Origin of the sequence: Rhizobium sp. Leaf262, assembly GCF_001422245.1 — a bacterium.
In the GTDB taxonomy this organism is placed as follows: Bacteria; Pseudomonadota; Alphaproteobacteria; order Rhizobiales; family Rhizobiaceae; genus Agrobacterium.
The window spans coordinates 1-26,820 of the sequence record NZ_LMMM01000009.1; the positions used below are offsets into that span (position 1 = coordinate 1).

General features: G+C 53.7%; 31 protein-coding genes. 9 read left to right on the forward strand and 22 right to left on the reverse strand.

The annotated features are described in order from the left end of the window. Window positions 1-143: 143 nt before the first annotated feature. Window positions 144-722, reverse strand: a complete 579-nt coding sequence (locus ASF29_RS10605) for a phage tail tape measure protein (RefSeq protein ID WP_062450665.1) — start codon at window positions 720-722, stop codon at window positions 144-146. 101 nt (window positions 723-823) lie between these two features. On the opposite strand from ASF29_RS10605, the gene ASF29_RS10610 reads away from it, so the two are divergent. Together ASF29_RS10610 and ASF29_RS10615 are read left to right on the forward strand one after the other, a co-directional pair. Beyond that, window positions 824-1,051, forward strand: coding sequence for a DUF4160 domain-containing protein (locus ASF29_RS10610; RefSeq protein WP_062450666.1), 228 nt, complete (start codon window positions 824-826; stop codon window positions 1,049-1,051). Then, window positions 1,044-1,454 (forward strand): DUF2442 domain-containing protein, encoded by a 411-nt coding sequence (locus tag ASF29_RS10615; RefSeq protein WP_062450667.1) that lies wholly within the window; start codon window positions 1,044-1,046, stop codon window positions 1,452-1,454. The genes ASF29_RS10610 and ASF29_RS10615 overlap by 8 nt, the downstream gene beginning before the upstream one ends. Here the strand turns inward: ASF29_RS10615 and ASF29_RS10620 are convergent, their stop codons facing one another. From ASF29_RS10620 to ASF29_RS10645, 6 genes are all read right to left on the reverse strand, one after another. Beyond that, window positions 1,455-1,676 carry a rcc01693 family protein gene (locus ASF29_RS10620; RefSeq protein ID WP_062450668.1) on the reverse strand — a complete coding sequence of 74 codons (222 nt, stop codon included), beginning with the start codon at window positions 1,674-1,676 and terminating at the stop codon, window positions 1,455-1,457. Further along, on the reverse strand, window positions 1,673-2,035 hold the full coding sequence (locus ASF29_RS10625; protein WP_062450669.1) for a gene transfer agent family protein: 363 nt from the start codon (window positions 2,033-2,035) through the stop codon (window positions 1,673-1,675). The genes ASF29_RS10620 and ASF29_RS10625 overlap by 4 nt, the downstream gene beginning before the upstream one ends. Next, window positions 2,035-2,442, reverse strand: coding sequence for a phage major tail protein, TP901-1 family (locus tag ASF29_RS10630; protein ID WP_062450670.1), 408 nt, complete (start codon window positions 2,440-2,442; stop codon window positions 2,035-2,037). Before ASF29_RS10630 ends, ASF29_RS10625 begins: the two co-directional genes overlap by 1 nt. Before the next feature lie 251 nt (window positions 2,443-2,693). Further along, on the reverse strand, window positions 2,694-3,095 hold the full coding sequence (locus tag ASF29_RS10635; protein ID WP_062450671.1) for a DUF3168 domain-containing protein: 402 nt from the start codon (window positions 3,093-3,095) through the stop codon (window positions 2,694-2,696). Next, window positions 3,092-3,427 (reverse strand): phage head closure protein, encoded by a 336-nt coding sequence (locus ASF29_RS10640; RefSeq protein WP_062450672.1) that lies wholly within the window; start codon window positions 3,425-3,427, stop codon window positions 3,092-3,094. The genes ASF29_RS10635 and ASF29_RS10640 overlap by 4 nt, the downstream gene beginning before the upstream one ends. Before the next feature lie 3 nt (window positions 3,428-3,430). Continuing rightward, window positions 3,431-4,000: a head-tail connector protein gene (locus tag ASF29_RS10645; RefSeq protein WP_062450673.1), complete on the reverse strand. Its 570-nt coding sequence runs from the start codon at window positions 3,998-4,000 to the stop codon at window positions 3,431-3,433. A 433-nt stretch (window positions 4,001-4,433) separates the two neighbouring features. On the opposite strand from ASF29_RS10645, the gene ASF29_RS10650 reads away from it, so the two are divergent. Beyond that, a complete protein-coding gene (locus ASF29_RS10650) occupies window positions 4,434-6,128 on the forward strand; it encodes a recombinase family protein (RefSeq protein WP_062450674.1) in 1,695 nt (564 codons plus the stop codon). 537 nt (window positions 6,129-6,665) lie between these two features. Beyond that, on the forward strand, window positions 6,666-6,863 hold the full coding sequence (locus ASF29_RS10660; RefSeq protein ID WP_062450676.1) for a hypothetical protein: 198 nt from the start codon (window positions 6,666-6,668) through the stop codon (window positions 6,861-6,863). A gap of 267 nt (window positions 6,864-7,130) precedes the next feature. On the opposite strand, the gene ASF29_RS24335 is transcribed toward ASF29_RS10660, so the two are convergent. The 15 genes from ASF29_RS24335 to ASF29_RS10730 all read right to left on the reverse strand — a co-directional run bounded on the left by ASF29_RS24335 (window position 7,131) and on the right by ASF29_RS10730 (window position 24,227). Beyond that, window positions 7,131-8,726, reverse strand: a complete 1,596-nt coding sequence (locus ASF29_RS24335; protein ID WP_156462619.1) for a hypothetical protein — start codon at window positions 8,724-8,726, stop codon at window positions 7,131-7,133. 58 nt (window positions 8,727-8,784) lie between these two features. Next, on the reverse strand, window positions 8,785-10,887 hold the full coding sequence (locus tag ASF29_RS10670; protein WP_062450678.1) for a hypothetical protein: 2,103 nt from the start codon (window positions 10,885-10,887) through the stop codon (window positions 8,785-8,787). Continuing rightward, window positions 10,887-11,825, reverse strand: a complete 939-nt coding sequence (locus ASF29_RS10675) for a phage tail tip lysozyme (protein WP_156462620.1) — start codon at window positions 11,823-11,825, stop codon at window positions 10,887-10,889. Before ASF29_RS10675 ends, ASF29_RS10670 begins: the two co-directional genes overlap by 1 nt. Window positions 11,826-11,877: 52 nt before the next feature. After that, window positions 11,878-13,419, reverse strand: coding sequence for a hypothetical protein (locus tag ASF29_RS10680; protein WP_062450680.1), 1,542 nt, complete (start codon window positions 13,417-13,419; stop codon window positions 11,878-11,880). Beyond that, window positions 13,420-14,964 carry a tail fiber domain-containing protein gene (locus tag ASF29_RS10685; protein WP_062450681.1) on the reverse strand — a complete coding sequence of 515 codons (1,545 nt, stop codon included), beginning with the start codon at window positions 14,962-14,964 and terminating at the stop codon, window positions 13,420-13,422. A gap of 3 nt (window positions 14,965-14,967) precedes the next feature. Continuing rightward, entirely contained in the window at window positions 14,968-15,384 is a 417-nt protein-coding gene (locus tag ASF29_RS10690) for a hypothetical protein (RefSeq protein WP_062450682.1), read from the reverse strand. 295 nt (window positions 15,385-15,679) lie between these two features. Continuing rightward, a complete protein-coding gene (locus ASF29_RS10695) occupies window positions 15,680-17,221 on the reverse strand; it encodes a hypothetical protein (protein WP_244473537.1) in 1,542 nt (513 codons plus the stop codon). Further along, window positions 17,202-17,807 (reverse strand): hypothetical protein, encoded by a 606-nt coding sequence (locus ASF29_RS10700; RefSeq protein ID WP_062450683.1) that lies wholly within the window; start codon window positions 17,805-17,807, stop codon window positions 17,202-17,204. The genes ASF29_RS10695 and ASF29_RS10700 overlap by 20 nt, the downstream gene beginning before the upstream one ends. A 2-nt stretch (window positions 17,808-17,809) precedes the next feature. Beyond that, on the reverse strand, window positions 17,810-18,163 hold the full coding sequence (locus ASF29_RS10705; protein ID WP_062450684.1) for a hypothetical protein: 354 nt from the start codon (window positions 18,161-18,163) through the stop codon (window positions 17,810-17,812). 70 nt (window positions 18,164-18,233) lie between these two features. Continuing rightward, the gene (locus tag ASF29_RS10710; protein ID WP_062450685.1) at window positions 18,234-19,184 is read right to left on the reverse strand and encodes a DUF5309 family protein; all 951 of its coding nucleotides are present in this window, start codon (window positions 19,182-19,184) and stop codon (window positions 18,234-18,236) included. Window positions 19,185-19,201: 17 nt separating this feature from the next. Further along, window positions 19,202-20,245: a hypothetical protein gene (locus ASF29_RS10715; RefSeq protein ID WP_062450686.1), complete on the reverse strand. Its 1,044-nt coding sequence runs from the start codon at window positions 20,243-20,245 to the stop codon at window positions 19,202-19,204. A 64-nt stretch (window positions 20,246-20,309) separates the two neighbouring features. Next, a complete protein-coding gene (locus ASF29_RS10720) occupies window positions 20,310-20,564 on the reverse strand; it encodes a hypothetical protein (protein WP_062450687.1) in 255 nt (84 codons plus the stop codon). Further along, entirely contained in the window at window positions 20,564-20,734 is a 171-nt protein-coding gene (locus tag ASF29_RS24340) for a hypothetical protein (RefSeq protein ID WP_156462621.1), read from the reverse strand. The genes ASF29_RS10720 and ASF29_RS24340 overlap by 1 nt, the downstream gene beginning before the upstream one ends. Before the next feature lie 3 nt (window positions 20,735-20,737). Then, a complete protein-coding gene (locus tag ASF29_RS10725; protein WP_062450688.1) occupies window positions 20,738-23,014 on the reverse strand; it encodes a hypothetical protein in 2,277 nt (758 codons plus the stop codon). Between the two features lie 82 nt (window positions 23,015-23,096). Continuing rightward, window positions 23,097-24,227: a hypothetical protein gene (locus ASF29_RS10730; protein WP_162237892.1), complete on the reverse strand. Its 1,131-nt coding sequence runs from the start codon at window positions 24,225-24,227 to the stop codon at window positions 23,097-23,099. Here ASF29_RS10730 and ASF29_RS24605 point away from each other — a divergent pair. From ASF29_RS24605 to ASF29_RS24345, 5 genes are all read left to right on the forward strand, one after another. Further along, window positions 24,210-24,551 (forward strand): hypothetical protein, encoded by a 342-nt coding sequence (locus ASF29_RS24605; RefSeq protein ID WP_162237893.1) that lies wholly within the window; start codon window positions 24,210-24,212, stop codon window positions 24,549-24,551. The genes ASF29_RS10730 and ASF29_RS24605 overlap by 18 nt on opposite strands. Window positions 24,552-24,720: 169 nt before the next feature. Then, window positions 24,721-24,984 (forward strand): hypothetical protein, encoded by a 264-nt coding sequence (locus ASF29_RS10735; RefSeq protein ID WP_062450690.1) that lies wholly within the window; start codon window positions 24,721-24,723, stop codon window positions 24,982-24,984. Next, window positions 24,984-25,376, forward strand: coding sequence for a DUF5681 domain-containing protein (locus ASF29_RS10740; RefSeq protein ID WP_062450691.1), 393 nt, complete (start codon window positions 24,984-24,986; stop codon window positions 25,374-25,376). Before ASF29_RS10735 ends, ASF29_RS10740 begins: the two co-directional genes overlap by 1 nt. 238 nt (window positions 25,377-25,614) lie before the next feature. Next, window positions 25,615-26,274, forward strand: a complete 660-nt coding sequence (locus ASF29_RS10745) for a hypothetical protein (protein WP_062450692.1) — start codon at window positions 25,615-25,617, stop codon at window positions 26,272-26,274. A 309-nt stretch (window positions 26,275-26,583) separates the two neighbouring features. Further along, the gene (locus ASF29_RS24345; RefSeq protein WP_156462622.1) at window positions 26,584-26,721 is read left to right on the forward strand and encodes a hypothetical protein; all 138 of its coding nucleotides are present in this window, start codon (window positions 26,584-26,586) and stop codon (window positions 26,719-26,721) included. The last annotated feature ends 99 nt before the right edge of the window (window positions 26,722-26,820 follow it).

The following is a 26,820-nucleotide window of genomic DNA, read 5'->3' on the forward strand; positions in this document are numbered from 1 at the left end:
CATCTCGAACGCTGCGGCTGAGTGGAGGCTGTGCGCCCAGCCGATCTCCCTCCTTGTGGGGGAGATGTCCGGCAGGACAGAGGGGGGTAAGCCCCACCCGCAACGCCAACGACGACAAGACCTCAACGCCGAACGCAAAAACACTAAAGCCCCCGCTGCCCCCGCCCCACACTCCGCGCCAGCATCGCCGAAATCTGCCCCTCGCTACGCCGAAAACTCGCCGCATCGCTCGCCGTCACGTTAAACACGATCTGCGTACCTCCACCGCCCCCGGCAGAAGCCACGCCCAGTGACCCATCCGCCCCGCGCTTCAGCGGCAAGATCGCCTCACTCCCCGCCTCACCCATCAACCCCATATCGCCACTCATGGGAAAAAACGTCGGGCTCGAAACCACCCCACCCTCAGCAAAAGGCGTCACCCGCCCCGGCACACCGCCATTGGCAAAGGCAAACAGCGACCCCGCCCCCGATGTGAGGTTACTCACTGCCGAAGACAGCATGTTCTCCAGCGGCTTCAACCCGGCGGACAGCGCAATATTGGAAAGCCGCGTCCCCAACCCCTGCAACACGCTGTCCAACCCCTTCCCACCCGTGGAAGCCGCCTGAAGCGCAGACGTCAAAGCCGACCCAAACCGCTGCGACCGCCGCTCCAGATCCTCCATCACGTCAGCCAAAGCCTGCGCCTCATCACGCTGGCCGCCAAAACTCGTCTCATCAGCCATCGGCCTTGCCTTTCTGATTCAATTTGGGATGCTAGGGGATTGGAATGACGCAGCAATTGTTAAATCACTTGAAAAACCCAAGAAGTTAGGTTATTTGTATAATGGTTACGGTTCTTCGCCAGTACGGAATGCGTTTCGTCGTCTACACTGCGGATCACGAACCGCCTCACGCTCATGTCTATGGCGAAGGAGAAAGCCGCATCGACATCATCAATCTCACCGTCATCACGCAGGGAGGCATGTCAGATAGGGATGTTCGACGAGCTGTAGATGTGGTCGAAGAACACCGGCAACTCTTTCTCGATACCTGGAGGAAATATCATGGTTGAGATCAGCGATCAGGAACTTGCCCAGGCAAAAAAGCGCTGGGGGCATGAACGGGCAGAGCGCCCTGTCCCGAACGCGATTCGCTTCGACGCGCCATCGGAACGGGTCATCGTGGATTTCACCAATGGGGCATCCTTCATGTTCCCCGCCCGCGCGGTGGAAGGGCTGGAGCTGGCGACAACGGCGCAACTCGCCGAAGTCGAATTGCTGGGTGAAACCGGTCTCCACTGGGAAAGCCTCGACGTGGATTATACCGTCACTGGCCTGATGAGCGGCATCTTCGGCAGCAAGACCTTCATGGAGGCGCAAAGCCGTGGCGGGAAAAGCCGCTCCCCCGCCAAAGCCGCCGCTAGCCGCGCCAATGGCGCAAAAGGGGGCCGTCCGAAGAAAACGGCAAGGCCCTGATCAACAATCCGGAAAAGCCCGCATCAACCCCTCCAGCCCACCGCGATCCAAACCATCACGCTGCGGCCTCATCCCGCCCGTCATGGCAAAGAACTCCACGGGCGTCAGCGCCCAGAAAACCGTTGGAGAAAGCCGCAGCAGACTCAGGCCCGCATGGATCACCTGCCCCCAGGGAAAGGGCTTGGCACCATGATCAGGGCTTGAACCCGCTGCGGCACTCAAGGGGAAGCCGTGGCCTGCCCCTCCGTGCCGGTTCCGGCAAAGGTCGCGGTCAGGAGGTCTCCCACGATCGTTGCATAACCGGCAATTCCACCCTCGATGCTCATGCCCCCCACATCGTCGTCGGAAAACACGTTGCCAGCACCGCGAAGCCCGGCCCCGATGACGCGGATCATATCGGCGGACTTCATCCGCCCACTGGCGAAGCGGCTCGCCAAGCCCGTCAGGTCATCGGCGGCGAAGGCGGTTTCCAGTTCCGCCAGCGCGCCCAGCGTCAGGCACAGAATGCGCCGCTCGCCATCCAGCACCGCCTCCACCTCTCCGCGTCTGCGGTTGGCCCGCCCGAAATTCGCGACCCCCATCACAGCGCTCCAAAGCTGATGGCGCCGGCCGATTCCAGCGCAATCTCGAACTGCACCTCGCCATCATGCCGCCCGGAATATTCTAGCGCCGTAATCTGAAACGGCCCGGACACGGTGCCGAAATCCGGGATCACGATCTGCCAGCCGGGAATGGCCCCGGCAAAAAACTGCCCGCGCACCAGCGCGTCGCTCTGCTGGTCCTTGAAGATGCCCGATGCCGTCAGCCCCGCCCGCTGAACACCCGCCCCCGCCAGCAATTCCCGCCACCGCCCGGCACTTTCCGCATCCGTCACATCAACGCTCTCCGCATTGAACGCCAGCCGCTTCGTGCGCAGCCCGGCCACAGTCACGAACGCCCCGCCATTATCGATCTTCAGCAGCAGGTCTTTCCCCTTCTGCGCCACCATGATGTGTCCTTTCACAAACTAAAAATGAAAGGGGAAACGGTGCGGCCGGGTAACCTCTCCCCCTGTGGGAGAGGACAGAAAATCACGATCTTAGCCAAAGGCTAAGTCGTAGATTTTCTAGGTGAGGGGTTTGCCGCTTACGCCGAGGCCAGACCCCTCACTTGCGATTTCTAACACTTAAGCTAAGCTTAAGATGTTGAAAACGCTTTCTCTCCCACAGGGGGAGAGATAACCACCGCACCCACCCGCCCCTACTCCGTCACCGCCCGAAACCGTATCTCCGTCAAAAACTGCTTCGTTTTCGCCTGCCGCACAGACCGGCTGGAGCGATAAAACAGGCTTACCAGCGCAATCCCTCCGCCCAGCACCAATGGCGCATCGTCGAGCAGCGTCAGAACGCGCACTGCAATGTCCTGCGCCAGCTTGCGCCCACCCTCCTCGCTCCACACCTCGATGGTCAGGAAATGCTCTTCACCCCGTTCTGAAGCCGTCGAATAATCACGGCTGTCGATTTCGCCGAAAGCAACGCAAGGCAGAACCGGCCTCGGCAACAGCCGGTCGACAATGCCGCGCGCACCCACCATGCCCACCAGCACCGCATCTCCGGCAAGGCGGGTGTGCACCGCCTGCAACAGCGCATTCGCCGCCCTCATCGGCTTTCCTCCTCGCAGCGGCAGACGATGAAGCGGCCCGTTTCATCCGGGTCGACAACAGATTTCACCGCAAACAGCCGCGCCCCCTTGCGAAGCCGCATGCCCGCTTCGATATCGCCGCGAAACCCCGCCCAGATGCGGTGCGTCACCGCCACGCCATCGGCGGATGCGCGCTCGTAAGCCCCTTGCGAAACCGGCTCGATGGCCGCCCAGAGAGAGCGCAGCAACCGCCAGCCAGCCGTCACACCGCCCTGCCCGTCAGGCAGTTCCTCCGGTGCCTCCAGCTCCAGCCGCGCCGTCAGCTGGCCGGGGTCGAGAAAGGTGAGATTCATCGCTCAAAGCCCCAATCTGCAAAACGGCGCAATCAGCCGCTCGTAGCCAACGGGCACACCCGCAGGCTGGTCGGCAGGTGAAACCGCGCCGCGAAAGGCAAACATATGCGCGATGTGGATCAGCATCGCCCGCTTCAGCGTGTCGGGCACCTCAGCGCCGCTTTCGCCAAAGCCTGCGGTAAAATCGATCTCGATACCGTTCAGCGGCTGCCCCGGTACAGGCGGTTGGCGCAGCCACAGCCGCGCCGGTCGCGCCTGACCATCCAGCAGTTTGTCCGTATCGGTAATATCGGTTGGGTCGCCCGCATCATCAAAAACCAGAATCGTTTCGATGGCTTGCACCGGTCCCTTCGCAATCTGAATCACGCCGCTTTCCGGCCATGCGTCCAGATACAGCCGGAAGCTCTGCCGCATGAGGCACAGACCTGTTTGGCGTTCCAGATGCTCGCGCGCGGTTGTGATCAGCGATGCCAGCAGCGCATCCTCATCCGCGCCATCCAGCCGCAAATGCGCCTTCACCTCGGCAAGCGTCAACGCCTCCGCCTGGGGCGGGGTCAGTGTGGCATAGGTCATGGTGTCTCCGGGGGAATTGGGGTGTTGCAGCAGCAACTATTGCCTGTCATCGCCCGTGGCTCACCCCCCTCTGTCCTGCCGGACATCTCCCCCACAGGTGGGGAGATCGACCCGTTGAGGCCTCTCGCCCATCTTGAAGGCTGCGGATAGAGTGGGGATCACGCGTCTAGCCGATCTCCCTCCTTGTTGGGGGAGATGTCCGGCAGGACAGAGGGGGGTGAGCCACGGGCGGTGACGTTTCTTTTCGTCTTCGGTCATGCCGGAAACCTCCGGCATGACCACATCAAGATGAAGAACCGCGTTCTCAACTCGCCGCAAACTTCACCAGCTTCACCGCCTCAAAATTCTGCACCCCACCGCCCACGCGCTTTGTGTGCATTATACACATAGCGTTAAGGGGCACGATTTAAAGGTGCAGTATGCGGAGTTAACAATGCCAACAAAAGCCTATTCTTACATCCGAATCTCAACAAAAGAGCAGCGCAAAGGCCGAGGTGAAGAACGGCAGTTAGAAGCTGCGCAAGCGTATGCGGCTCAGCATGGCTTAGATTTAGACGACAGCTTACGCGATCTTGGTAAATCCGGTTATCATGGCGATCACGTTAAGTCTGGTGCGCTTGGCCGGTTCATCGATTTGGTGGCAACTGGCCAAATTGCCGTTGGTTCGTATCTGCTTGTCGAGAACCTCGACCGCCTATCCCGACAGACACCAATCGATGCGCAGGCGCAATTCATAGCGCTGCTTCAAGCTGGAATAAAAATCGTCACGCTGACAGATGGGCAGGTGTACGATTGCGGGCGTGATTTCACGCAAATGATTATCTCGTTAACCATCATGAGCCGTGGTCACGAGGAAAGTGCGAGAAAATCCTACAACAGCAAAAAGAATGCAGATGCTTTACGAAAGGACATGATCGCTGGCCTCCCCCGCTTTCTACCTCAATGCGTGGGGTGGATCGATCAGATCCGAATTCAAGGAAGCAAGGACTGCAAGTTCACGCTAAATGAACACGCTAAAACAGTTCAGAAAATTTTTGAACTTGCCGATCAGGGCGTCGGACCCTTGAAAATCGCTCGTCTGCTGAATGAGGCAAACACAGCTCCGCTAAAAGCCAGCAGTTCGAAATGGTGGGAAACAACCGTAATCCGCATTTTGAAAAACGAAACCGCAATTGGCACGCTGCAAGTCCACGATACGGTTGATGGCAAACTCGTGCCTATGGGCGAGCCAATTCCAAAGTATTATCCAGCTGCGGTCAGTGAAGAAATTTTTTGGCGTGTTCAACGCAATCGTTCACAAGTCGCTAGGACAGGTCGGAAAGGTCTAAAGTACGCGAATTTATTCCAGATGATCACCCGATGTGTTCACTGCCATGGCGGTCTGGGTTTGGTGAGATCGACCAGAAATGATTTCCAGTATTACCGTTGCAAGACCCGCTACGAGGACAAAACGTGTCCCGGCCCTAAGAAAATGTTTCCGTACACGAATTTGGAAAACAGTATTCTAGATCACGTGACCGATTTCTATCTCGACAGTAAACTAGGCGTCACCAAGACGTCCGTGCAGCGTGATGTCTTGGTAGAGGAAGCCCAAGGTGTCGATGACGATCTGCTCGATCTCGAAAAGCGCCGCAAGAATGCGATGTCGATGGCAGAACTCGCGGACGACGACCAGACACGTTTGGAATTCATCGCACGCATCCGACACCTTCGTGGACAGATCGAGCAGTTGAAAGCTAAATCGAACGAACTTCGTGCTGCCATCGGATCGATTGACGACCAAGCCAGCAAACTTCATGATGTGAGCGAGACAATCGCTGCGGAGCGCGCGTTGTGGAAGACTGGTACCGACGAAGAGATATTCGTAAGCCGGTCCAAGGTCGCGCAATCGATCAAGCGTTTCGTTTCTCAAATACAGGTCGATTTCGCGCTACAGACTGCAACGATTTACGTCGCAGGCTATACCCGGATTTATCTTTTCGACCGTGCTGGCACTCGGATCATAACACTCAACAATATCGAGCAGCCTTGGGATGAAATTCGAGAGATGCTTATCATCGATGGAGCGACCGAAAGTCAGATAACGGTGGCTAAAGAGGCCCATTCAAGACTTCGAGCTGCGGCGTGATTATTTTCGCTTGCGCTTGCGCACCATCTTCTTCATCAATTCCTCCGCTGACCAATCGGGGGATAACGTCAGGGCCGCCAAAGCCTGACTGTTTGGACACCAGCCGCTAACTGACAACGGCTGTTTCGCTTGGTCAGCACTAATTTTCCGTGCTTCTCGCGGCGACGAATTTGCGCGAAATTCCATCTTCCACGATCACGACGGTGTGCGGGACCGACTTGCCTCTTACCTTTGCTTCCAAGGCAAAAGTTAGAAGATTTAACTCCGCTTCGGTAATCGCTCGATATGGCGTCGAGAAATGGCTCCCGTATTCGTCAAGAGCAGTCTCGTCCTTGTACGTGATATGAAAGAAGTACTTGGTCATAACGCCTTCGCAGAAACTCACCTTACGTCAAACCGATTTGTGAGTGCATCATTCCTGCTGATCGTCTAATATTCAATTCACTAATTATGGGTTTCTGAGAGTTGATTTGTACGGTAACGTACGCTCTTTATGTCGTACTAGAATACCGCTTCCCATTACGGTAGGTAGGGCAAATGGCAGACCTGTTCGACCAGATCGAGAACATTATTGGTAATTCCGTCGAGTTGTTCTTCTCGAATCAACTCTGGACCGTGCGCGTCATTGAAGACGGGGCTGCAACTACGACTACGTATGAGGACGAAGCACCAGCGGTCCAGTTCGCGGAAGCCGAGATGGTACGTCTTGGTCTCACTAGGGTCATTCGTTTGTAATCCCGCTACACGCACAATACCTACTTACAAAAGGCCATCTGCCTTAGTAGCGGAACCATTTTCTCACTGATGAATTATCTCGACGTCATCTAAGCCCACTAGAGATGACAGTCACCGAGCCCTCCCCCGGTAACGTGACAAGCCAGTGCTGGCTAATCGCTTCGGTCCATTTGGTGACCAATTTGACCGAAGTTTTCGTCCCCGTCCCCAAACACTTCGATATGATTAGCCAGCACCGGTCACGTCACGTTCGGAGCCAAGAATATTTTACTCAGCATAAACGTCGACTTGCCCATTCATCACACTGTTTGAGTCATTACTGAAGAGCAAACTCGTGAGATTACCGGTTAGTGCCACGCTACCGTTGAACCATTGAAATCCAGAACCACGATCCGCTTCCGAACGTACAAACCAAGTGTTTTCTGATGGGCTGTTTCGGAGCATTGTCACCACGTAACGGTGAAGCGTGCTGCCTCGACCTGCAAATTGGAACCTATCAGCCGCTGTTGCACCACCGCTGATTGAGCCAGATACGTGCTGTGACCACGATCCTTCGTAGCCACTTTCCTGCCATCCGGCTGCTCGCCCTAACCTAAGCCAGACCGCCGTAGCGGCTGCTGTGGAGACGTAGAACACAAGCGTTACTCGTTTAGCGTCGATAGGAATACCGCCCAACGAAAAATTCGTTGAACCTCCCGGTGATGCACGCCCGACATATTTTATGCCACCACTCTCAAGAGCCGTCGCACGTCCCTCAAGATTAGTTGCACGAGTTTCGAGGCTTGTTGTCCTCGTCACGAGTGGCGTGAATGCCAAGGTGTCCACAGGCGCGTACCCCAAAGCACCGGTGATATCACCTGCAACCAGCGTCAACGCATGGGTATGTGATGTTGTACTTACCGCGTTTGTCGTTGCGTTGGTAATCGTACCGGGAGTACCAAGCATGATGGTGCGGCTTGCGGCCAACGTGCCACCGCCCGTTAGACCATTACCGGCAATCACCTGCGTTGCTTGAACTGCTGGTGTTGGTAGGCTCGCTGTGTCCCAAACTTCTGCACCGTTATGTTTCAGCGAAGCTGAGAGAATATCAAGTGTTCCACCTGCATTCGCAGTGTCACCCGTTGCGTTCAGACGAACGTTGTAATCAACGGCTGTTGCCGATGTATGAAAATCGATAAAGGCCGGAGAAGCCGTTCCATTTGTTCGTCCGACCTCGATACCACCGCCATTAGTGGTTCCCACTGATAGTGTCTGATTGATCGAAACATCAGTAGTGAAGGACTTACCTGACATCGTGGCAGGCAATCTCGTGTCTGCGATTGTGCCAGTAGCGATGTTCGAAGCATTGATGGCCGTGATGCCCGCACCGTTGCCCGAAAGCGTGCCGGTGATGGTCGTTGCCGAAACGGCATCCGCGCTTACCGTTCCGCTGAATTTCGGATTGCTCGCGTAGTTCTCAAGGCGGAAAGCAGCGCCATCGTAGATTACAGTCGTTGCCGATCCAGCTACGATCTGCCCTGGGGCCAATGCCGCGCCATCCTGCTGTAGAATTGACTTTGCGCCAAGCCCGTTGACGTTAAGCGTCATTGCACCGGTGTTTGATTGGCTGGAGAAGAACGCTAAGCGCTCACCTTTCACATAGCCCGCTGGAGCCACTTGCATCGTCAAGATGAGTGCAGACGTAGTTCCGGTGGTCGTGTAAAAGGAATTGATGCGGTTCCAAAAGCGCTTGACCGCGCCTCGTGTATCAGTTGTTACCAGCTGCACGGCGCTAGGTTGCGCACCTTTCGGTAGTCCGTTTGGGGCAGCACTATTATTCAGTACGTCCTGTTCATTCCAGTTGCTTGCAGAGATATCTGCCATCGATCACCACCTTGTTTTTATTATTGTTTTGGTGCTGTCCGGTATTTAATCGGATTGCTTATTTCTCTTGGTCTTCAATCCCGCTATCTGCGAGGTAATTGTTGATTGCGTTGTGCAGGGCTTCACTATCATCTGTGCCAGCGCGAAGTGCTTCACGACTGAAATTGCGCAACCAGCTGATGTGATCTCGAATGCCGCCCTTTGTCATTTGCGCTTGCGGTATTCCTGTCATCCATTTGACCACGCGACTATCCGTGAGCAAGCGATCCATATAAACGCGTTTGCCCGCGCTGACCGGTGCTGTCACCGTCCTGAATGCCTGTGTGAGAAGGTTGTCGGCTTCGCTGCCTAGACGGCCTTTGACTTTGCTTGCGGCGCTCCGTGCTTCAACCATTCGGGCAAGCTTGTCCAAGTCCTGTCGGTATGTCTGGCGTGCGCCTGCAAAGAGTTCGTCCTTTGCCTCCGGTGCAATCTTCTTCCATTCCTGCAAGAAGCGGCCCGGACTGAACACGCTTTCACCCGCTGCATTTGGATGAGTGCCGATGCGGTTCATATAGACGCCAACAGTCTCGTCCCACTGCGCGGCACCACCAACACGTTCGATCTGCTCACGAGCAGCCTTGATCCGCGTTCCACCCTGTTTGACCTTCTGTGTGAGGAAACTGAATGCGGCTTCTGGATCAGCGGCTTTTGTCAGACCCTTTACGGCTTCCTTCGGACTATTCGGCCCGTACAGGGAAGCGTTGAAGCTGTCAGCCTCTTTCCACGCCTTGAAAACTTCATCGCCCGCACTTTTTGCGGTTTCTGCCATGTCGTTGGTTACAGCCTCGTACAACTGCTTGTAACGGCCTGCCAAGTAAGGATCGGTGTTGCGGTCGAAAGCCCGCTTGCCTACTGCGCTGCGCATCTCTTGTGCGTCACGGAATGAAATGCCCTTCTTCAAGTCACCGGCTGCGGCCTTGGTCTGACGAATAGCATCATCGAGAAGCGGACCCTTGTTGATCTTTGCGCTGTCACCAAACGCCTTTTTCTCGGTATTCATCTTCGCAAGCAATGCCTGCGTATTTGATCCGCCAGCACTTGGTGTCGAACCAACCATGCTGTCGAGCTGGCTGTACATGGTGTCACGCTGTTGGTTGAGGTTTCGATTTGCCTCTTGTGCCTTGGCTACTAGACCTTCACCAGCGCTTTGCGTCGTGCCGACAAGAGCAGCTGGATCAGAATTTGCGCCCACAGCCTCGACGGTTTTCTCGAAACGAGAAGCAAGTTCGCGATCGATCGCATCCTGTGTTTCCGCAACACGGCTATGTGGGTTACGTGCGGCAATGTTTGCCTCAGCCCTAAGCGTTTTGGGGTTCTGCGTGATAGTGCCTGCGGTCGGCTTAATGCCTTCATCGGCAAAATCCTTCGCCAACTGCTTGGCAGCGGCATCGTCCATTGCCTTGCCGGCCCATCTCGCTTTAATGGGCGCAGCGATGGCTTGGCCTGCTTTGGCAGCAACCATGCCCGCGCCCTCACCAGCTGCGCTCATTGCAGCGTCTATAGCCTTGTCCTTGGCGTATTCGCCTAGCGTGCGTGTGTCCTCGTTGCCGAACCACCAATTGATGCCGCGTTCAGCGAGATCCTTCGCGGTAGCGCCACCAGCGCCCGCACCAGTCATTGCGCCACCAACACCACCCGCAACAGTGCCGACGCCGGGAACTGCTGTCCCAGCAGCCGCACCACCTAGACCACCAAAAATGCCACCACCGGCAGCCCCGATGACTTCAGCTGCTTCTGGCACAACGCTGGCAAAATCGCCTGCGCTTGGAATCCAACCTTCTTGATTATACAGCATGACCTCACCGTTTTCGGGATGGGTCATGATGAAGTTACCGTCACCATACGGTTCGGCATCGGGATAATGTTTCTGCAAAACGCGAAGGCGATCCTCTGGCTTTACCAGCGCACCGACTTCAAATCGCACGCTTGCAGGTGCCTCATAATTCACATTGATCTGGTCTTCGGTGAAACGGCTACTAGGAGCCTCATCTTGAACTGGCACCGCGCCCGCAAGCCACTCCGGCAAAGCTTCACCGACTGTTCCATCCTCAATGGGAACAGCGCCAGCAAGCCAGTCGGGTAGATCATCTTTCTTTTTAAAATTAACATTTGGACCCATTACGCTCTCCCAAAACCACCTAGACCGCCAAGTCCACCGCGACGGGCCATGAGCAGTTTCTTCTTCATTTCTTCGCTAATCTGAGGTGTGACAGACAAAGCAGCGGTAGGTGCATTGGCCGCATTGATTGCGTTACCGAATAGCGCGGTATCAATTTGCTGCACCTCAACCGGACCAGCGTTTGCGCGTCGGTTCTGACCCATTTGCGCTGCTGCCTGAACTTGCTTGTTCTGTGCCTCGGCGTGTTCGGTCATCAGCTTGCCGATATCACCCATTGCCTTGAAGCCTTTGGCAGTATCGAAACCACCAATCTTTTCAGGGATCGATGGCAAGCCAAGTTTTTCGAACAATTTCTTCTCAGGAGGCTTCGCTACTGCTGTCTCGTCCGGGGTAGTGCCTGCACTTGCAACGGCCTGCGCTTGCGCCTGTGAAGCTGCGGAGGGTCTTGCAGAAGCAATCTGATCCGGCGACATGCCCATGACCTCGCCAGCCCACGATAAGCGATTATCGAAACCATGACCCGCTGTAGGATTTTGCTTGGACCAACCTGCTGGACGCTCATACGAGATTATCGCAGCCGTTGCGCCGTGAACGTCTTTCGAGTTCATCAACTGGTTCCAAGCATACGCTTCTGAACCACCGCCATTATTGCCGCTACCTTGCATCTCGTGCATGACGAAATCCAGCTGACGATCCAGTGAAGAACTATCGCCGGTATAGGCACGCATGTTACGCGCACGATCAGAATTCCATTGACCGATACCAACTGAATCTGAGCCATCGCGACCGTCACCGGCATTACGTGCGCCAGTGTTGAATGTGCTTTCCTGCATCAGATTGCCAACAACACCAGCGGCTTGGTAGTCCTTGAGTTTGTACTTGTCTTGCAAATACCTGTACGCGTACATCGCGTTGCTATTCAGCGCGGGCTTAGCCAATACTCACCTCGCCCCGTTTGCCGGGGTTCTTATTCGTGGAAGAAAACCGATGTTACGGCTTTCTCAGTTTGCGTCCGTTCCAGATGACAATTGAGCCGCTTGGAAGCTTTGCATAATCACTCGCATTATTTACCGTCACCGGCTCATTTGGTGGGACCTGTGGGACTTCCTGCGCAGGTTCATCTTTGAAGGCAGTTCCGCCGATGGTTGGACCTTTCTTCTTGTTTTTTTGGAAGTCCTTGAACTGCTCGTACGGGTTCGGCAAAGCACGGATTTCTCTGTCGCCGTCTTCCCATGTGAGTTCACCCTTAGAAACTCGTGTCGCAATCTCCGCTGCTGCGATCTTGTTTTTCGAAACGTTCTGCATCGTCATTGCAATGATCTCGTTACCCTCTGCTGTACGACCGATATTCGGAATAGCAGACATGAACATTCGAACGTCGAGGTCACTTGCTGCGCCTGAACCAGCTGGACGCATTTGAGGTGTGATGCGGTTTACAATACTATCGAAGGCTTGCGCTTCACTAAGTCCGTCCAACTTGATGCCGAACATGTCAGCCCACGGACCGAACTGAACCATCAATTCAGCGCCCTTACCTGTGCCGACCTTCTTACCTAAGTCGATAAGCATCTGCATATCACCAACCATCTGGTTAGCGTTGTTCCCTTCTTCGGAGATGGTGTTGAAGCGATCTGCTGCTTTCTCATCCAACTTGTCTTTAAACTTGTTGGAGTTGCCGCCCACGTTGACCTGTGTGGATTTGCGCGTCTGCGTCTGCTTTAGCCATTCTTCTGTCGTGAGTTTTGGCTGTCCCGCTGCGACACGTTCCGCGTTGATGCGGTCTAGTTCGGTAAGATCGGAGGTCGTGTTGTAAGGGGCTTCGCCAGCTTTGCGACCGCCCGATTTGAATTCTTCTGTACTACGTAGGCTTTCACCGTAGCCGGGAGCCAACAGCATGTTGCCGTCTTCACCGATGATCATGCCATTGCCAGCAGCTGTCTGCTGCAATTTCTGAATCATACCGAGCGTGTCACGTGCGCCAGCTTCATCGCCGGTCGAAACCTGATACTTGAAATATTCGTACAGTTGCTCCGGTGACAGACCACGGAAATCAACTGAACCATCGGCGTTTTTCGGCAAGTTACCAAACGTTGCGGCCAACAGCTGACCCTTCTGCGATGCTGCCAATTTTGCGTTTGCAGCGCCGACCTGGGCCTTTTTCAAGGCGATGTCTGCCTGATCAGAACCGAAGTCGTTATACGCTTGCGCACCCGTTCCAATGCCTGAACCAAGCACAGACATGAAATTCGTTGGCTTCCCAACGCTTGGCCCACCAGCAACCATCATTGCAGCACCTCCCTGAATGAGAGCGTTTGCAACGCTGCCTTGCCTCTCGTCGTTGCCCTTGAACAGACTGGAAAAGAAGCGATCATTTGTGGCTGCTTCTTCAGCGGCCTCCACCGGCAACGCTGATGGGGCAATGCTTGCTGTTGCGGCTGGATCAATCTGATCTGGACGAGGCTGCGGGATCGGAGCAAGACCGCCACGGCCTGCAAGCGCTTCCCTAAGAAGTTCTCTGAAATCAAAAGCCATTTACGCGGCCTCCATGAATGCATTTGTGATGATGTACTTGCGACCTTCGATATCCATTGTGGAGTTCGGAATTGCCGCTTCGACTTCTTGCGCCACAGGACCAACCCAAAGCTTCTGGTCTGGATCGTCCGTGTAGGTGAATTCGTACATTGGGACTTCGGAACCATCGGCCAGCGGCATCGCTCCGATTTGGCGGATAATCTGCTTTGTTCGAACGTCGCATAGCGCAACCAACGCGCCGAGTGCCGAGCCAAGACCGCCGAGCATCTGTCCCGCTGTATTATTGTAAACCGGCGTCGTGGTATTCGAGTAACCACCGCCATTGAGCACGTTAGCGAAATTACCGTAGTTAGTAAGTTGCTGCTGCTGGTTCTGTTCGTAGCGCTGGATTGTGTTGTTGAGAATGTCCTGCGCACGAGTGTCCTGCGACTGACCAAGACCCAAAAGCGTCTCATAAGGCAGCAAACCCATGCCGTACATATCACCGGCCATACCAGCTGCGCCAAGCTGAGTGTTAGCCTGCGCGTTCTGACCACTCCACAACGAGGACGCGGCACTGTTGCGCAAGTCTTGTTGCGCGTTACCAAGTTGACCAGCCTGACCGGCACCTTGAAGCTGCAAGCCCTGACCGGCCTGATTTAGCGCTGCGGCATCTTGGTTTAGATTGCCGTACAATTGCGTTCCCGCGATACGCTGGCCCTGCTGCGCAGTGTTTGTCGTCGCCAAGTTGGCGTTCGCGTTCATCGCGTTGCTGACATCGCTGTTATAGGCAGATGCAACTTGGTTATTTGCCTGTAGCATCGCGCTTACATCGTTGTTGTACTGCGCCTGATACATGTCGAGCGCGTTTTTGCTCATCGCGTCGGCTGCGGTCGATGTCGCATTGTTGATCAGACTCGCTGATGCATTCGATCCCAAGCGGCCCATGCCTGCGGCCTGACCCTGAATCGTGGGCAGCGTTACGTTGCCAAGCTGCTCAGCGATCTTCTGGTTACTGTTGGCAACCGCCTGCTCCAAGTACGGATTAGCGCCAATGTTACTGCCCGCTGCGGTCTTTTGTAGATTTGCAAGCGCTGGATTGTAGGCTGTTGCAAGGTTAGTCGCTTGGTTCGTTTGCAGACCAGAAGCAGCATTCGTGTAGCCGTTGAGATTTGCAGCTTGGCCAGCAGCCGGGTTCACATAATTCGTTTTGATGCCGTTGGTGATTGCATTGGTCTGCGCAATTGCAGGGTTCGAGAACATCGTTCCCGACTTCAACGCATCCTGTGCTGTGGTGCCGAATGCGCCGCCTGTCGTGATATCATTGACGGTGCCTTGCGCGTTCTTGATGCCATTCGAGTTCGCAGCATTCGAAGCGTAATTGTGCAGCCCGCTTTGAGCGTCTTTGGTTGCTTGCGACTGGTCCGCTACTGTCGATCCGCTCCACTGCTTTGGAGCGCCGCTTTTAATCAGCTGATCATATTGCTTATAAACATCAGTGAGGTAGCCCTGTGCGCCGCCCCATGGTTCAACTTTTGTTGTGGTTTCTTTTGGTTGTCCACCCATCGATCAAACTTCCTTAAAATATACGTTGTCAGAACCTCTCTTAGAGACCTGTTCAAATCCAATCCTGCTGAGTGCCTTGAGCCATGTTGCGCGGCCAATTCCGAGCAGACCATCACAGCCTTTTTCACGTGCGTATTCTTCAAGTATTGGGTGTGCGGCTAATATTTCTGGCAAAGCCTTGCCCTTCTCGCCGCTGATCAGGAACAAGCAACAAACTGTCTTGCCTTCCCACTCTGTGAAAGAGGTGATGCAAGCTGCATGATCTGTTAGCCAAAGTTGGTAATCGTACTCGATCAAACCACGTATGATGTCGGTTTCTGTGATCGAGTCGCTCGAATATTGGAGTGCTTCAGTCAGCCAAGGTAGGACGCGAATTGCTTCGTCGTATCCCTCTGTAATCTTGACCTTTTTGACTTCCATCACACTCCTACGATCATATATCCAAAACGTCTGTCTGTTGTTGCTGCCGTTGCATGCTGGATCGTAAATGATCCATTTCCAGCGATGTAATTCCACTGCACTGCTCTGGCGTTTGCAGTCTGTGCGCTCAGTATGACCACGCTACTCGTCGTGCATTTTGGCGCTTGCACAACAGTTTGTGTTGCATTGGCTGAAAGCGTCACGGTGCCTGTGTTGTTTGCGACTTGGCGGTAAATCCAATCCAAGAATGTCTTCAGCTGAGCAGTGTTCGTGATATCTCTAATGTACATTTTATTTACCTCGAACCTGCGCCAGAAGCGTCAATCTGCAATTCGAAAACCTCGGTCCATTCGCCGCCTAACTGAATGCGGAACCTGTGGTATCGACCTTGATTACGGAAATAAGCCCAGCCAGTTTGCGAATGAATCGGTCGCCCATTACTCCATCCGATGGCACCGTTGCTGTCACTGCGGGAGCCAATGCGGATCGTGACGACAGCTTCGCCAACGCCATCAAACAACGGTCGGACTGCATGAATATTGCTTCGATCCCCACGCGATTGCGGGTTCATCTGCTTCAACGTGCGCGACAGCAATTGCTCGCCTGTCTCGATTGTCGCTGGCAGGTTTTCACCGCCGAACACGTGGATTGAGCCATTGGCCTTCATCGCCCAAAGCATGGCATTACCACCAGCCCAGAGCGGGCTATCAAACGACGCGGGGACTTTCTCGATTGTGCCGAAAACGTCTAACTGCTCAATCGTCCATGGCAGCGAGAGCGCGTTGAAAATGAAGTCTGCGGTCGCGTCAGCTTGTGACCAATCGCCTGTGACGTAGTTGTAGATGAGCATTTTATCCGGCGTGCCATCAACCGCTTCGCTGCTCTTATAGGACCAGTAAATCAGCTTCTCGCGTGGATCAGCCGCTACGGTCATAAGCGAGTAAGCGCTTGTATCGATTGAGTTTAGAAAAAACTGATCGACCTTGCCCGCGCCGATTGGCGCTGTACCGGCATCGCCGTTCAACATGTAGAAGCCGTCATTGGCGATGAAGTATGTAAGACCCTCAACGGTGATGATGCTCTGTGGGATTGCGCAGCCTTTGGCCTTATCGACGGGCTTGAAGTCAAACCAGAATGGGAAACCGACTGGTGTCATCTTCACAACACCATCTTTCATCAGCAGCCAGCCAGCTTCACCGCCAACAATGCCCTGAATTGGTCCGAAGCCGTACACGTCCTGAAAGTCAGCGCCCGTTGCTTGAGAGAAATCCCAACTTGCTGGCAATCCAAGCCCTGACCAGCGAACGCGGTTCGGGACAGCACCATCGAGCGCGTCATAGGTGTTCGCTACAATGATGCGGTCATTGACCGTTGTGATGTATCTGCCCTTGACCGCCGTTGTGAGGTTTGAAGCGTTCCTACCATCGTCATTTTTGTTGATGTACTGAATTTCAGACGAGTAATTGGTGAAATAGATGCCTTCACCGTATTCGGTCGCATTCCAGTTTTCGCCCTCTGCTGTGTCGTAACCGCCGTTACGCGACATGTCTTTCCAGCCGCGTGTCTCAGGATCGATGCGGTAAAGCTTCTCAGCGCAGCCACCGTAGACTTTTGCGTTGCGCTCACGGTCCAAACCAATGGCCGTTCCCAGGGGACGACTTGCCATTGTCGTGGCCGAATACAGCGAAGCACGTTTCATCGACTGGTAAGTGACACCGCCTTTGACCGTGCCGAATGTCGGGATGACATTGTACGCTTTTGTAACGCCCGGATTGTTCATCGCGGGCATGTCAGGCATCCAAGAACCGAGGGTGACATTAATCTCCAAAGCCAGCACCTCCGATAGAGATGATGGAATTGCCAGACTGTGTGACGCGCTTGTGATCCGTCGCAACGGCCATCAGTGCTTCTTGTAGACTGGCCTTTTCGGCCTGCTCCAAAGCAAGCGCATCACCACCGCGATAACGATATCCACGTGCAAGGGCGGCATGAAAATAGACCGCTGGAAATTTGGTCAACAGCCAGTTTGTAGGTGCGACTGTACTGAGCGGGATCGGGCGTGCAAAATAGGTCAGAACAACTGCGCGTGGAGCTGCTTGCTCTGGCACGAAAACGTACTGATCGCCAATTTGGTAAAACCCGATTTCCCCAGCACGCAGATAAACTGGCCCATTCGACGGCACTAGCAGCGCAACCTTACCATCAACGAGGATGGAGATTGCTTCCTGCATGTCAGCTGGAAACGTGATCGCGCCGCCGACCGTGGTCAACGCAACGCGCTTTTCCATTTTGTAGTGTTTCAGGATTGGGAAAACGTCGCCTTCTGCAAGAGCAACGTGGCGAGAAAAATCCTCGCCATCGAGTTGGCCTTGAAGCACGTCTTCCATTGCTGTGATTAGGGCATCAAGATTTTCTAAGGCCATCGTTACAGCCTCAAATCGTTGACGCGGAATTTCTTGTAGTCAGGATCGTTCAGGCGGCGATTGAAAGCTGCATCGTCATCTGTGATGCCCTCTTTCTCCCACTCCGCGTAGATACTGGCTGGAATACTAGCGACTCGGACATGTTCACCGAGTTTGCCGTTGCGGTTAAATTCCTTTGCAGCCTCGGCATTGGCATCCAAAACGCTCTGGAAATTGTAGTGATAGACTTCCTCGTTCAGCTTATCGCCTTGACGTGTCCAAACTACCGTCTTGCTTGCGTCCTCATGTACGACTTTGCTTTCGCCGTCTCTCAGAAAGAAATCGATACCGAGTTCAAAAATGCTTTCATTGTTCACTGTCGCCTCTTTGTTATTGTTTTTATTGGGCGAAAAAAGAGAGGGCCATTACGCCCTCTCCGTATTCCAATTACGCGACTGGCTTAGCCTGTACGTCAGCAATCTTACCGTTACCGGTTTCATCACGTGCTTCTAGAGTTAGTTCTGCGTGGATCATCTTGGACTCATAAAGACCGTTAGAAGGCAGATCCTTTTTCGTGTACTTTGTGAGGTACGCGACAGCCCAGGTGTTCTCGTCAAGCAATAGAACTGTCGATGTACGCATGATGAAGTTGGTCTTAACGACGTAAGACCCGAATGCGCCGGTGTAACGATCAACTGTGTTGATGATCTCCTTCTCGGAAGCATTCATGTTCACTGTTTTGCCGAAACCGTCGAACTTGTCGAATTTACGCTTCAATTCGCCGCCGAGCATGATGGTCTTTGCACGACCGCCATTTTCGTGAATCTTTTGGAAGGCATCGTTCAGGAGTTCTTCCGTGAACTCGCGCTTTGCAGTTGCGTCAACTACGGTAGCAACGCGACCTGTCGCATCGTCATAACCAGCAGTCGCGCCGCCAGTGCCATGCGAATTGTTAGACTTCAGCCAAGCTTCTACACCTGCCAGCTTGCGAACGCCGTCGAGCACAGAGCCCTGTGCACCTGTAAGAGCCTTCTCAATGTCGCGCTTCATTTCCTTGGAAGCGTCCTTGATCTGCTGCGCCATATGGTCAACGGAAGCAATCGTGTCTGTGTCTTCTTGTGTGGAAGTCACTGAGCGTGTCTTAGCGAAAATCTGCGTCACGTTGGCAGCGCGGTATGTAGAGGTAGCGGTCGCATCCGGTGCGTTCGCGCCTTCCTCTAGGGCGTTCTCGACTGGATCATTCAGCTTTTTTGCAAAGAACCACTTCGTAACATCGCCAGTGCCGGAAGTGCCGATGGACGATAGAAACGGTGTTTCTTCGCGGTTTAATTCACTCACCGCATTATGCCAAGATTCACGAATATTGTGCTTGGAAGTTGTTGTATTAATCGGGGCCATTTTTGGCTTCTCCTTTATTATCGATCATTCTTCAAAAGTGCTGCAAAGACATCGTTTTCCGCGTCATGCGACCCAGTTCGCTTCATTTTTGCGATTGCTGTATCGACTGCCGACTTTTTTTGTGCCTTCACGGTTGCCGTGCCAGAGCCACTAATTGGAGGCTTCTGCTTGATGGCATCGAGTACCTTTGGAACCTGCTTCGCGATCACCTCATGCTTGTAGAGGCGATAAACGATGTCCAACATTCGACCATCTGCCATGTTGCCGATTTCATCTTCATTGAAACCTTGATCCAACAGGAATGTACCTAGTTCGTTCATCAGGGGCCGAACCTTGGCCGTGTCTGCAAACTCAGGATACTTACCGCCGAATTCTTCGATCATCGCGACTTGCGCAAAATGAAGCTGTTCCGCTTGGTGCTTGGCTTTGTTTGCCTTGAGAACTTCACCGGCATCCCAAATTTCTTTGATTGCCTTCTGTTCTTTGGCGTAACGCATCATCTGATCTTGCCACGCTGGAAAATCGATCTGTCTCAGGTCGTCATCCGGCGCTTCTGTCATTTGAAACGTATGAGCGATGCTTGCAGCCATAATTTGCAAGTTCTGCTCTAACTCTCCACGTAGGACAGCCTTATCCTTCTCTTGCACCTGGTAGCGATCCATGTGCTGCTTCAATTCAGCAGATTCAGCTTGGCGTTTCTTCGTGTAGTCGGCTCGACGCATGTAACCTTCGCGAAGTTCCTTAAGCGTCACCTGTTCACCCTGTACGTCTACGAGTGTGTCGTCGCTAAGTCCGTTCTCTTCTGATTCTTCTGCTTCGTCCTGCACTTCCTCAGTATCTTCGTTATCGACCTCGTCGGAGTCCGTTTCCGGTTGTTCCACGTCTTCAACGTTTTCACTTTCGGTAGTGTTTGAAACCTCATCCGCGACGGGTTCAGCTTCGGTATTATCTACCACCTGTTGGCTTGTAGCGTTTTCGCTGGCCAGTAGTAGGTCAATGCTTGGTGCGGTTGCCTGTTCGGCTGATCCAGTTCCCTTAACAGGAGTATTGGACAAATCCATAAATCACTCTCACAAGTTGTTAATTGCATCCTTATTTACTTGCGAGGGGTTGTTCTGCGGCACCTTAGCCCTGTGGAATATGATCTCCACGCTCTTCTTCGAACTTACCTTCGTTGGCCCATGTGGTCGCTTTTGCGATCATCAGTTCTAGACCGTTTACAACGCCATGCAGGCCCTCGCGCTTATCTACATCAGGTACGTTGGTCTTGATCCACTGCGTGAACACGTCTTTGCGGATTTCTTCTGTCAGGACCTTGAAGTCGTAACTATCGAGCAGATTTCTCGCAGCTTGTGCGCGGGCTTGTGTGTCTTTGCTCATCAAGCCACCTCGACTTTGATTGGTTCGAGCGGCCTAACGTCGAAAATGTAGGGGTGTCCGACATAAACAACCCGACAGAGTTGGCCCTCAATTTCGAATACGCGCGTGCGGATATCGCCATCGAACTCACTCAGGATTGCCTCGATTATCTTTTCGTTTTTCTGTTCCATGTTTTACTCCTGTGGAGGCATTTGAGGCTGCTGTGGCTGTTGCAATCCAACTAGATGAGACATTGCCTCGCTCTGCTGTTGTGCCTCGGCGGCTTTCTCTGCCTGCTTGATCTGTGCGAGTTGTTCCATCGCGGCGTTTTGCTGGTCGATGTCAGCCATTGCCAAATCGACATCATTTCGGCGTGCTGCCTGTTCTGCGTTCAATCGGGCAATATCTACTTGTGCGCCGTAACGCGCTTGAATTTCCGCAATCTTGATTTCTCGATCCTGTGCCAGCTTGTCGCGCTCGATGTCGTTGGTGACGATCAACTTTCGCATCTCAAATTCACGGCTGGCTTCGTCAGACTGCGCACGCAATTGTGCCTTGGTCTGTTCGATCTGGATCAAGCCCATCGTGTCAGGGCTGATCTGCGGCTGCTGTTGCGCGGCTGCTGCCTTGTCGGCCTCTTGCTTGGCCTGCATTTCCTGGGGCGTGAGATAGAAATCGTATGGGTTGGTGAAACCAGCATTTTCAACGATCTTGGTCAGCGTCGTACTGATCTTGTCGGGCGTAACCAAGCCCATCTGCATGGCTTGCATTTGCTGGCCGAGAATCTGTTGCAGCATTCCAGCGTTGAAATCCTTGTTCATCACGCCAAACGCAACGTTAGCAGATACGTCCATATCCGGGTCCCAATCGTCGGTCTGGATCGGAACGAACTGGTCAGTGAGGCGCTGGATGAAAAGCTGAGCGTCTTCGGGATTGCTGATAAGCGCGTCGATAATTAGTTTCACCAGATACGCATAGCCAGTCTCAGCGAACCAACGACAGACCAGTTCCATGAAAAGCTGGCTGCTGTTTGCGCGTTGGCTCGCAGCCGTGGCGGTGGAGTTTTGCAGGTCCGATGCGTTGATGCTGATCATGTTTGGACCGACACCAGTTGCGAAATCCAGCTTGCCTGAAACGCTCTGGATTACGCTAAGGCTGTTACCACCCGTAAACTGGCGCTGCGCCCACGAGATGCCTGCCTGCGGGTCTTCACTGCGGATCGTCGCGCCGGGATAGAGGTTAAGTGCGTCATTCGGGTTGGTCACATTGGGGTCGATGACCTTGATAGGGTTCGCAGCCCAAGCCAGATCGTCAAACACAAAACGCATCATCTTACTGATGTAGTTCTGTTCTGGGCCGATACGGTCGGCAACGCCTTCGCCAAACAGCGTGTTGGGAAGTGGGTATGGGCAGAAAGCCGCATATGGGTAAAATTTGCTGACCTCTACATGGTCAAGCAGCACACAATGGTTGCTGATGTCGCCGCCGAGTGTAAGGCGGTAGTGACGAGCCTTGTCATCATCAATCGCAATCTTTGTATAAACTTCGTACACGAAAACGTCGTCGTTAACGTCCCCAATGCCCTGCTCGTAATCCAAGCCCGCACCGCGCTCCTGGGCGAGTTCGTCGTCCTTGTCTACAGCTGATGGGATCGCGTTGACCTTGGCTTTCGCGTCGGGAAACTGTTCCAGAAGGTCGGCACGGCTCACAACGCGACGATGGCCTTGCAATCGTGCCTTAATGCCTCCGGTCTGCTGATCAAACCTTGCATCCTTGGAAACGATGAAATCCTCTGGTGGAAGATTTTCGATTTCCATTTCCACAACGCGCTTGTTCTTCCGGATTTTTACATCGTAAACTTCGGGAACGAGATCGGCCATGATTGGCACTGCATTGGCTGGCAGTTCCGGCTTGTATGGGCCGTCAACGGCGACAATCTCGATTTCCCCTGCTTCTTCCTGATCGTGCAGCTGAACGAGTGCTTGCTGTGTCACGCCCTTGAGGGTCTTCGGCAAAGACTGCTCTACACACGGACGAAAGCTGACGCTGGTAATGCCAAGGCCTATCATAAAGCCGTTCTTGAGCCACGGCATGAGCATTCCAACATGCTTGTTCTTATCGCGCAGGATGAAGTTGACAACCTGCGTCATCTGCTTGGCTAGAGCCTGATCCTGCGGACTTGCCGTGTTTGGCTGGAAACTGACGGGTTCGCGCTGACTGTCAAAAACACGCGCTACCGTCGCGACTGACCAATCAACTGCACTCTTAACTTCGTCACTGACGTACTTGGAGCGTCCGTTGATACTATCATCGCCGTCCATCGGCTTTCGCATGTAAAGGCGGAATGATTTCGCTTGTTTATGCGTGATGTTGTCATCGGAAACGTTGATCGCCTCCAATGCCATGCGCTTGATTTTGGCTACTGTGTCGGCCTCATTAGCGAGTGTTTTCTTGTTTTTATCCGTCGCCATTGCACCTTTCGGGACGGTTGGCCCGCCCTTCTCATTTTTATGAGTTTATTGAGATATTTATTGGGTTTGCGCGTTCTTGCGCTTATTCAGCCCAACGAAGATCGTCCGGTCTGATCGAGTGTTTCCACGAGTATTTGCCGATGTATCGCTTCTCATCGACTGCAAATGTCAGGCACAATGCATCCGCGTAATCCGGTGACACCTTCAAGCGCTTCTTCATTTCCTCTTTGCCTTCAACCTTCGTTTTACCGCGATTGTCGTAGGCCCACGTCGGAGACTTCAATTCTCTGATCAGGTCCATGCAGTAGGGAATTGAAACGTCTTCTGTTTCGAACCATTCCCTTACCTGCCACCACAACTGATCGCGCAGCTTAGCGAATTGCTCTTTTGCTTCGCGTACTCGTGTTGGGCTGCTTTGCGTGGTGACTTTTGCAACATTGACGCCGAAGTGCTGTAGGTTGTCGTACAGACCACGGCCTAAGCCATTGGCGTCAACTGCGATGATGGTGTGATCGCGCTCCGCTAGCGGCAGAGCGATCCACATGTCTCTGATCTTGTAGGAAAGCTGAACGATGTTGAGGCCGCGATATTCAATCGGCATCTCAACGATGTGATTGTCATGTCGCTTGACGATGGTCGAACGATCTCGACCGGGACCAGCTGGATCGACGCCCCAAATCTTCGGACGGCTTGGACTCGGTAATCCAACGTCCTTGCGCTCAATCGCCATTTCGATCAGCGATGCCGGAATAAGACCTTCTTCGCTGTCAGTAGGAAAATCACCTTCGACGTTGACGATGTACGAGTTAGACCCTTTGCCGCCGCGCTGCTTAGCTTCGTATTCAAGGTCTTCCTGCGTTACGCGGGGATTGTCGGTCATTTTGCCGTGGACCTTCGTCCACTGCTCTGCAATGTTGCCGCGCCATGTTTCGTAGAAGAACCCACTTGCTTTACGAGGGTTTGAAATCAGGACGAGTTTCGGGTTGATGTCAGCTGTAAGGTGGTTCTGTAGCGCTTTCTCAAATGCGATATCATCGACATCGGCGGCCTCGTCCACGAAGATGAAATTGTTGTCTGCGTGAATACCCGCTATAGAACCCATCTTTTCGGGCAGCGGGATCGTTCGCCACGTCGCATAGCAAGCAGCTGAATTGTTGGTGCGTTTTGCTTCGGTCGCAGAGAATTCGAAACCGTCTTGAAAAAACGGGTCCATGCGATTGTAGAGAAGTTCAACCTCGTTCCAGATACCGTTGGTGAGGTTGTCTTGCGTGGGTCCGAACAAGCTGACTTTAGTATCGCCCTTGCAGCAGAACAAAGCCCACCACACCACGACCGCAAGAACGTGCGTCTTGCCGAAGCCAACGCCACCCTTGAACGTGACGCGCTTGTTTTCGAGAAATGCGTTGCAGAACTCGATTTGCTTTGGGCGCAGCTGCGAGCCGAACATGTCGAGCGCGAACGCTGGAATATCCTTGCGATAAATGTCGAGCAGCGCGTCGAACTGCGCTTCTTGCTCCTTTGTCATTGCCATGAGTAATCAACCGGTAGTTTAAGACCGGATATTTACCAGTGACGTGAATATGAGCGCTTCAAATGAGTATCGGCACGCTGCCCGGGGGCGTTTGGGGCGCTTTCTCGATTAGGCAGCGTAAATAATTGGAATTTGCTACCGAACGACGAGAAGGTATCACGATATGAAAGTACATATGAACATCGCCAGTGGATGGAAGCGTGGCGAACTAATCGGTTGGTTCGAAGAGAACCCTGATACAGCAATCGATCCTGACCTGAAGCTGTCTGCTGTCAAGCAATGGGTGATCAGTCGTTATGGTGGCTGGCTAGAGCGTAACGACATTACCGAATACGACATCTACGAAACTAGTAGCGATCACTTCCGTATCAACTTCCTGCACGACACAGATGCCCAGGATTTTGTTCGCCAAATCGGCGGCACACTGCTGGAGGAATAATGGCAGTCAAAGAAAAAGAGAAGAAAATCAAGGTAGACGAAGCCACACATGACCACTTGAAGGCCATCGGTTTCAAAAAGGGCAAATCCGGCAACCCCAACGGTCGCCCGAAGACACCGGCTGAACTGAAAGAGAGAGCCGCGTATATGTCGCCGGAAATGCTGGACAACCTTTATGAGTTGGCAATGACCAGCACCAATGAAATGGTGCGTCTGCAAGCTTCCAGCCGCATCCTTTCGTACAATGTTTCTGCCGCTGCGCAGGAACAGAAGATCGATATGAATGTCACGCATGGATTTGGCGACTTCTTGGCCCGCGCAAACGCTCGTCATAATGTGATCGAAGCAACAGCGGAAGAAATCAAGCAAATCGACCAGCCATCGGCGAATTAACCAAGTTAATACTTCCGAAAAAGAAAAATATTGCATTTCCTGATCGGCGCGGCTAACACAGAGCCAACGACGCATCTCCATGCCGTCGTTAAGACTGTGCGTATAGGGCGCTTCACGAGGTTCGATGCCTCGAATAGTCACCAACTCAAAGCGACCGCCGCGCTGCTGACCAGCCGGAGACCGAGTTGCACCGCTGGCAATATCGCCCCGGTGATCGGTCGCGTGCATGGAGCACTTTATGGCTATCACCCTCAAAACTACCCTGACCCCCATCACGTCCACGTTCAGCGGCGGGCAAAACTCGTTGTTCGGCGTGAACGTCAACGATTTCCACGTGTTTACCTGGGGTGAGGCTCCAACGTCTCCGCCCGACGCGCCGCTGTTCTGTGGCAGTACGCACCTTTGGCCTAATGAGCGCCATGTCCTCCAGACCAACGGCTGGCTCCCTGACGCAATCGACGGAGTTGTGACGGCGCCGCTGCAAATCCCGTTCAGTTCGTGGCTTCCTGCGACAGAAGCAGCGATTAAGGACTTGTTTCGTGATGCTGATCAGTTGACCCTCGCACCTTATGCCGGTGGTTATCATGTTCTTCTCAACGGTAATGTGGTTCTCCGGTGGGAACGACATGAGGACGGTGCGTTCTTCTGCTTCGACAGTCATCAGGCGCAAATGAACAAAGAGCGCATCGCGATTACCGAAGGGCGCGCTGCTCCGCCCATCGTGGCGGCAGCGCATCGGAGCGGGGACGACGAAGGCGTTTTCTGCATGGACAACATTGCCGGTAGCGCTCGCTTTGTTCAATTCTCCAATGACATTCTCGACGTTTGGGACGAAGGCGACATCGAGCAGGTAACACCATTCGCGTACCTCGCAATGATCCGAGGATGGGCGGAATAATGGTAAAAATCCTCGATCATGGCCCGAACAAGCTCATCCGATGACACGAAGGCATCATGTTCCCAAGCGGATCATGGCGGCACTTGAAGCGTCTGGTGACTACAGCATCAGACGCGGCAAGCGCCACCTTCGATTGTTCGTAAAAGGTGAGTTCGTCGGAGTAACCCCGCATTGCGTGACCGGCGATGGTCGGTCCCGCGTGGCAGCGGAGTTGAACGTTCTGGCCTCTATTAAACGCGCCTCCCGAAACGCAGCGGGCCGGATTGATCCGGCCTGTTCGCCCATGTGCTCAACAGCAGGAAAACAACGATGAAACTCAACTACGACGCATTCAAGCCGATCCCAGAAACACCAAAGGTCAAGCGCATTCGCAAAAAGAAGCCGGAGATCTATTGGGACGCATTCAAATTTGAACCGCCAAAGACGGGAAAGAAGGGCAAGAAGTGATGGTGAGAAAAATTGTGAAGCCGAGGAAGGAAAAACCCGCTTACATGCAGGTGGACCTAGAAGCGTTCGCGCGTGTTTTTCACTTCCCGAAAAAGCAGG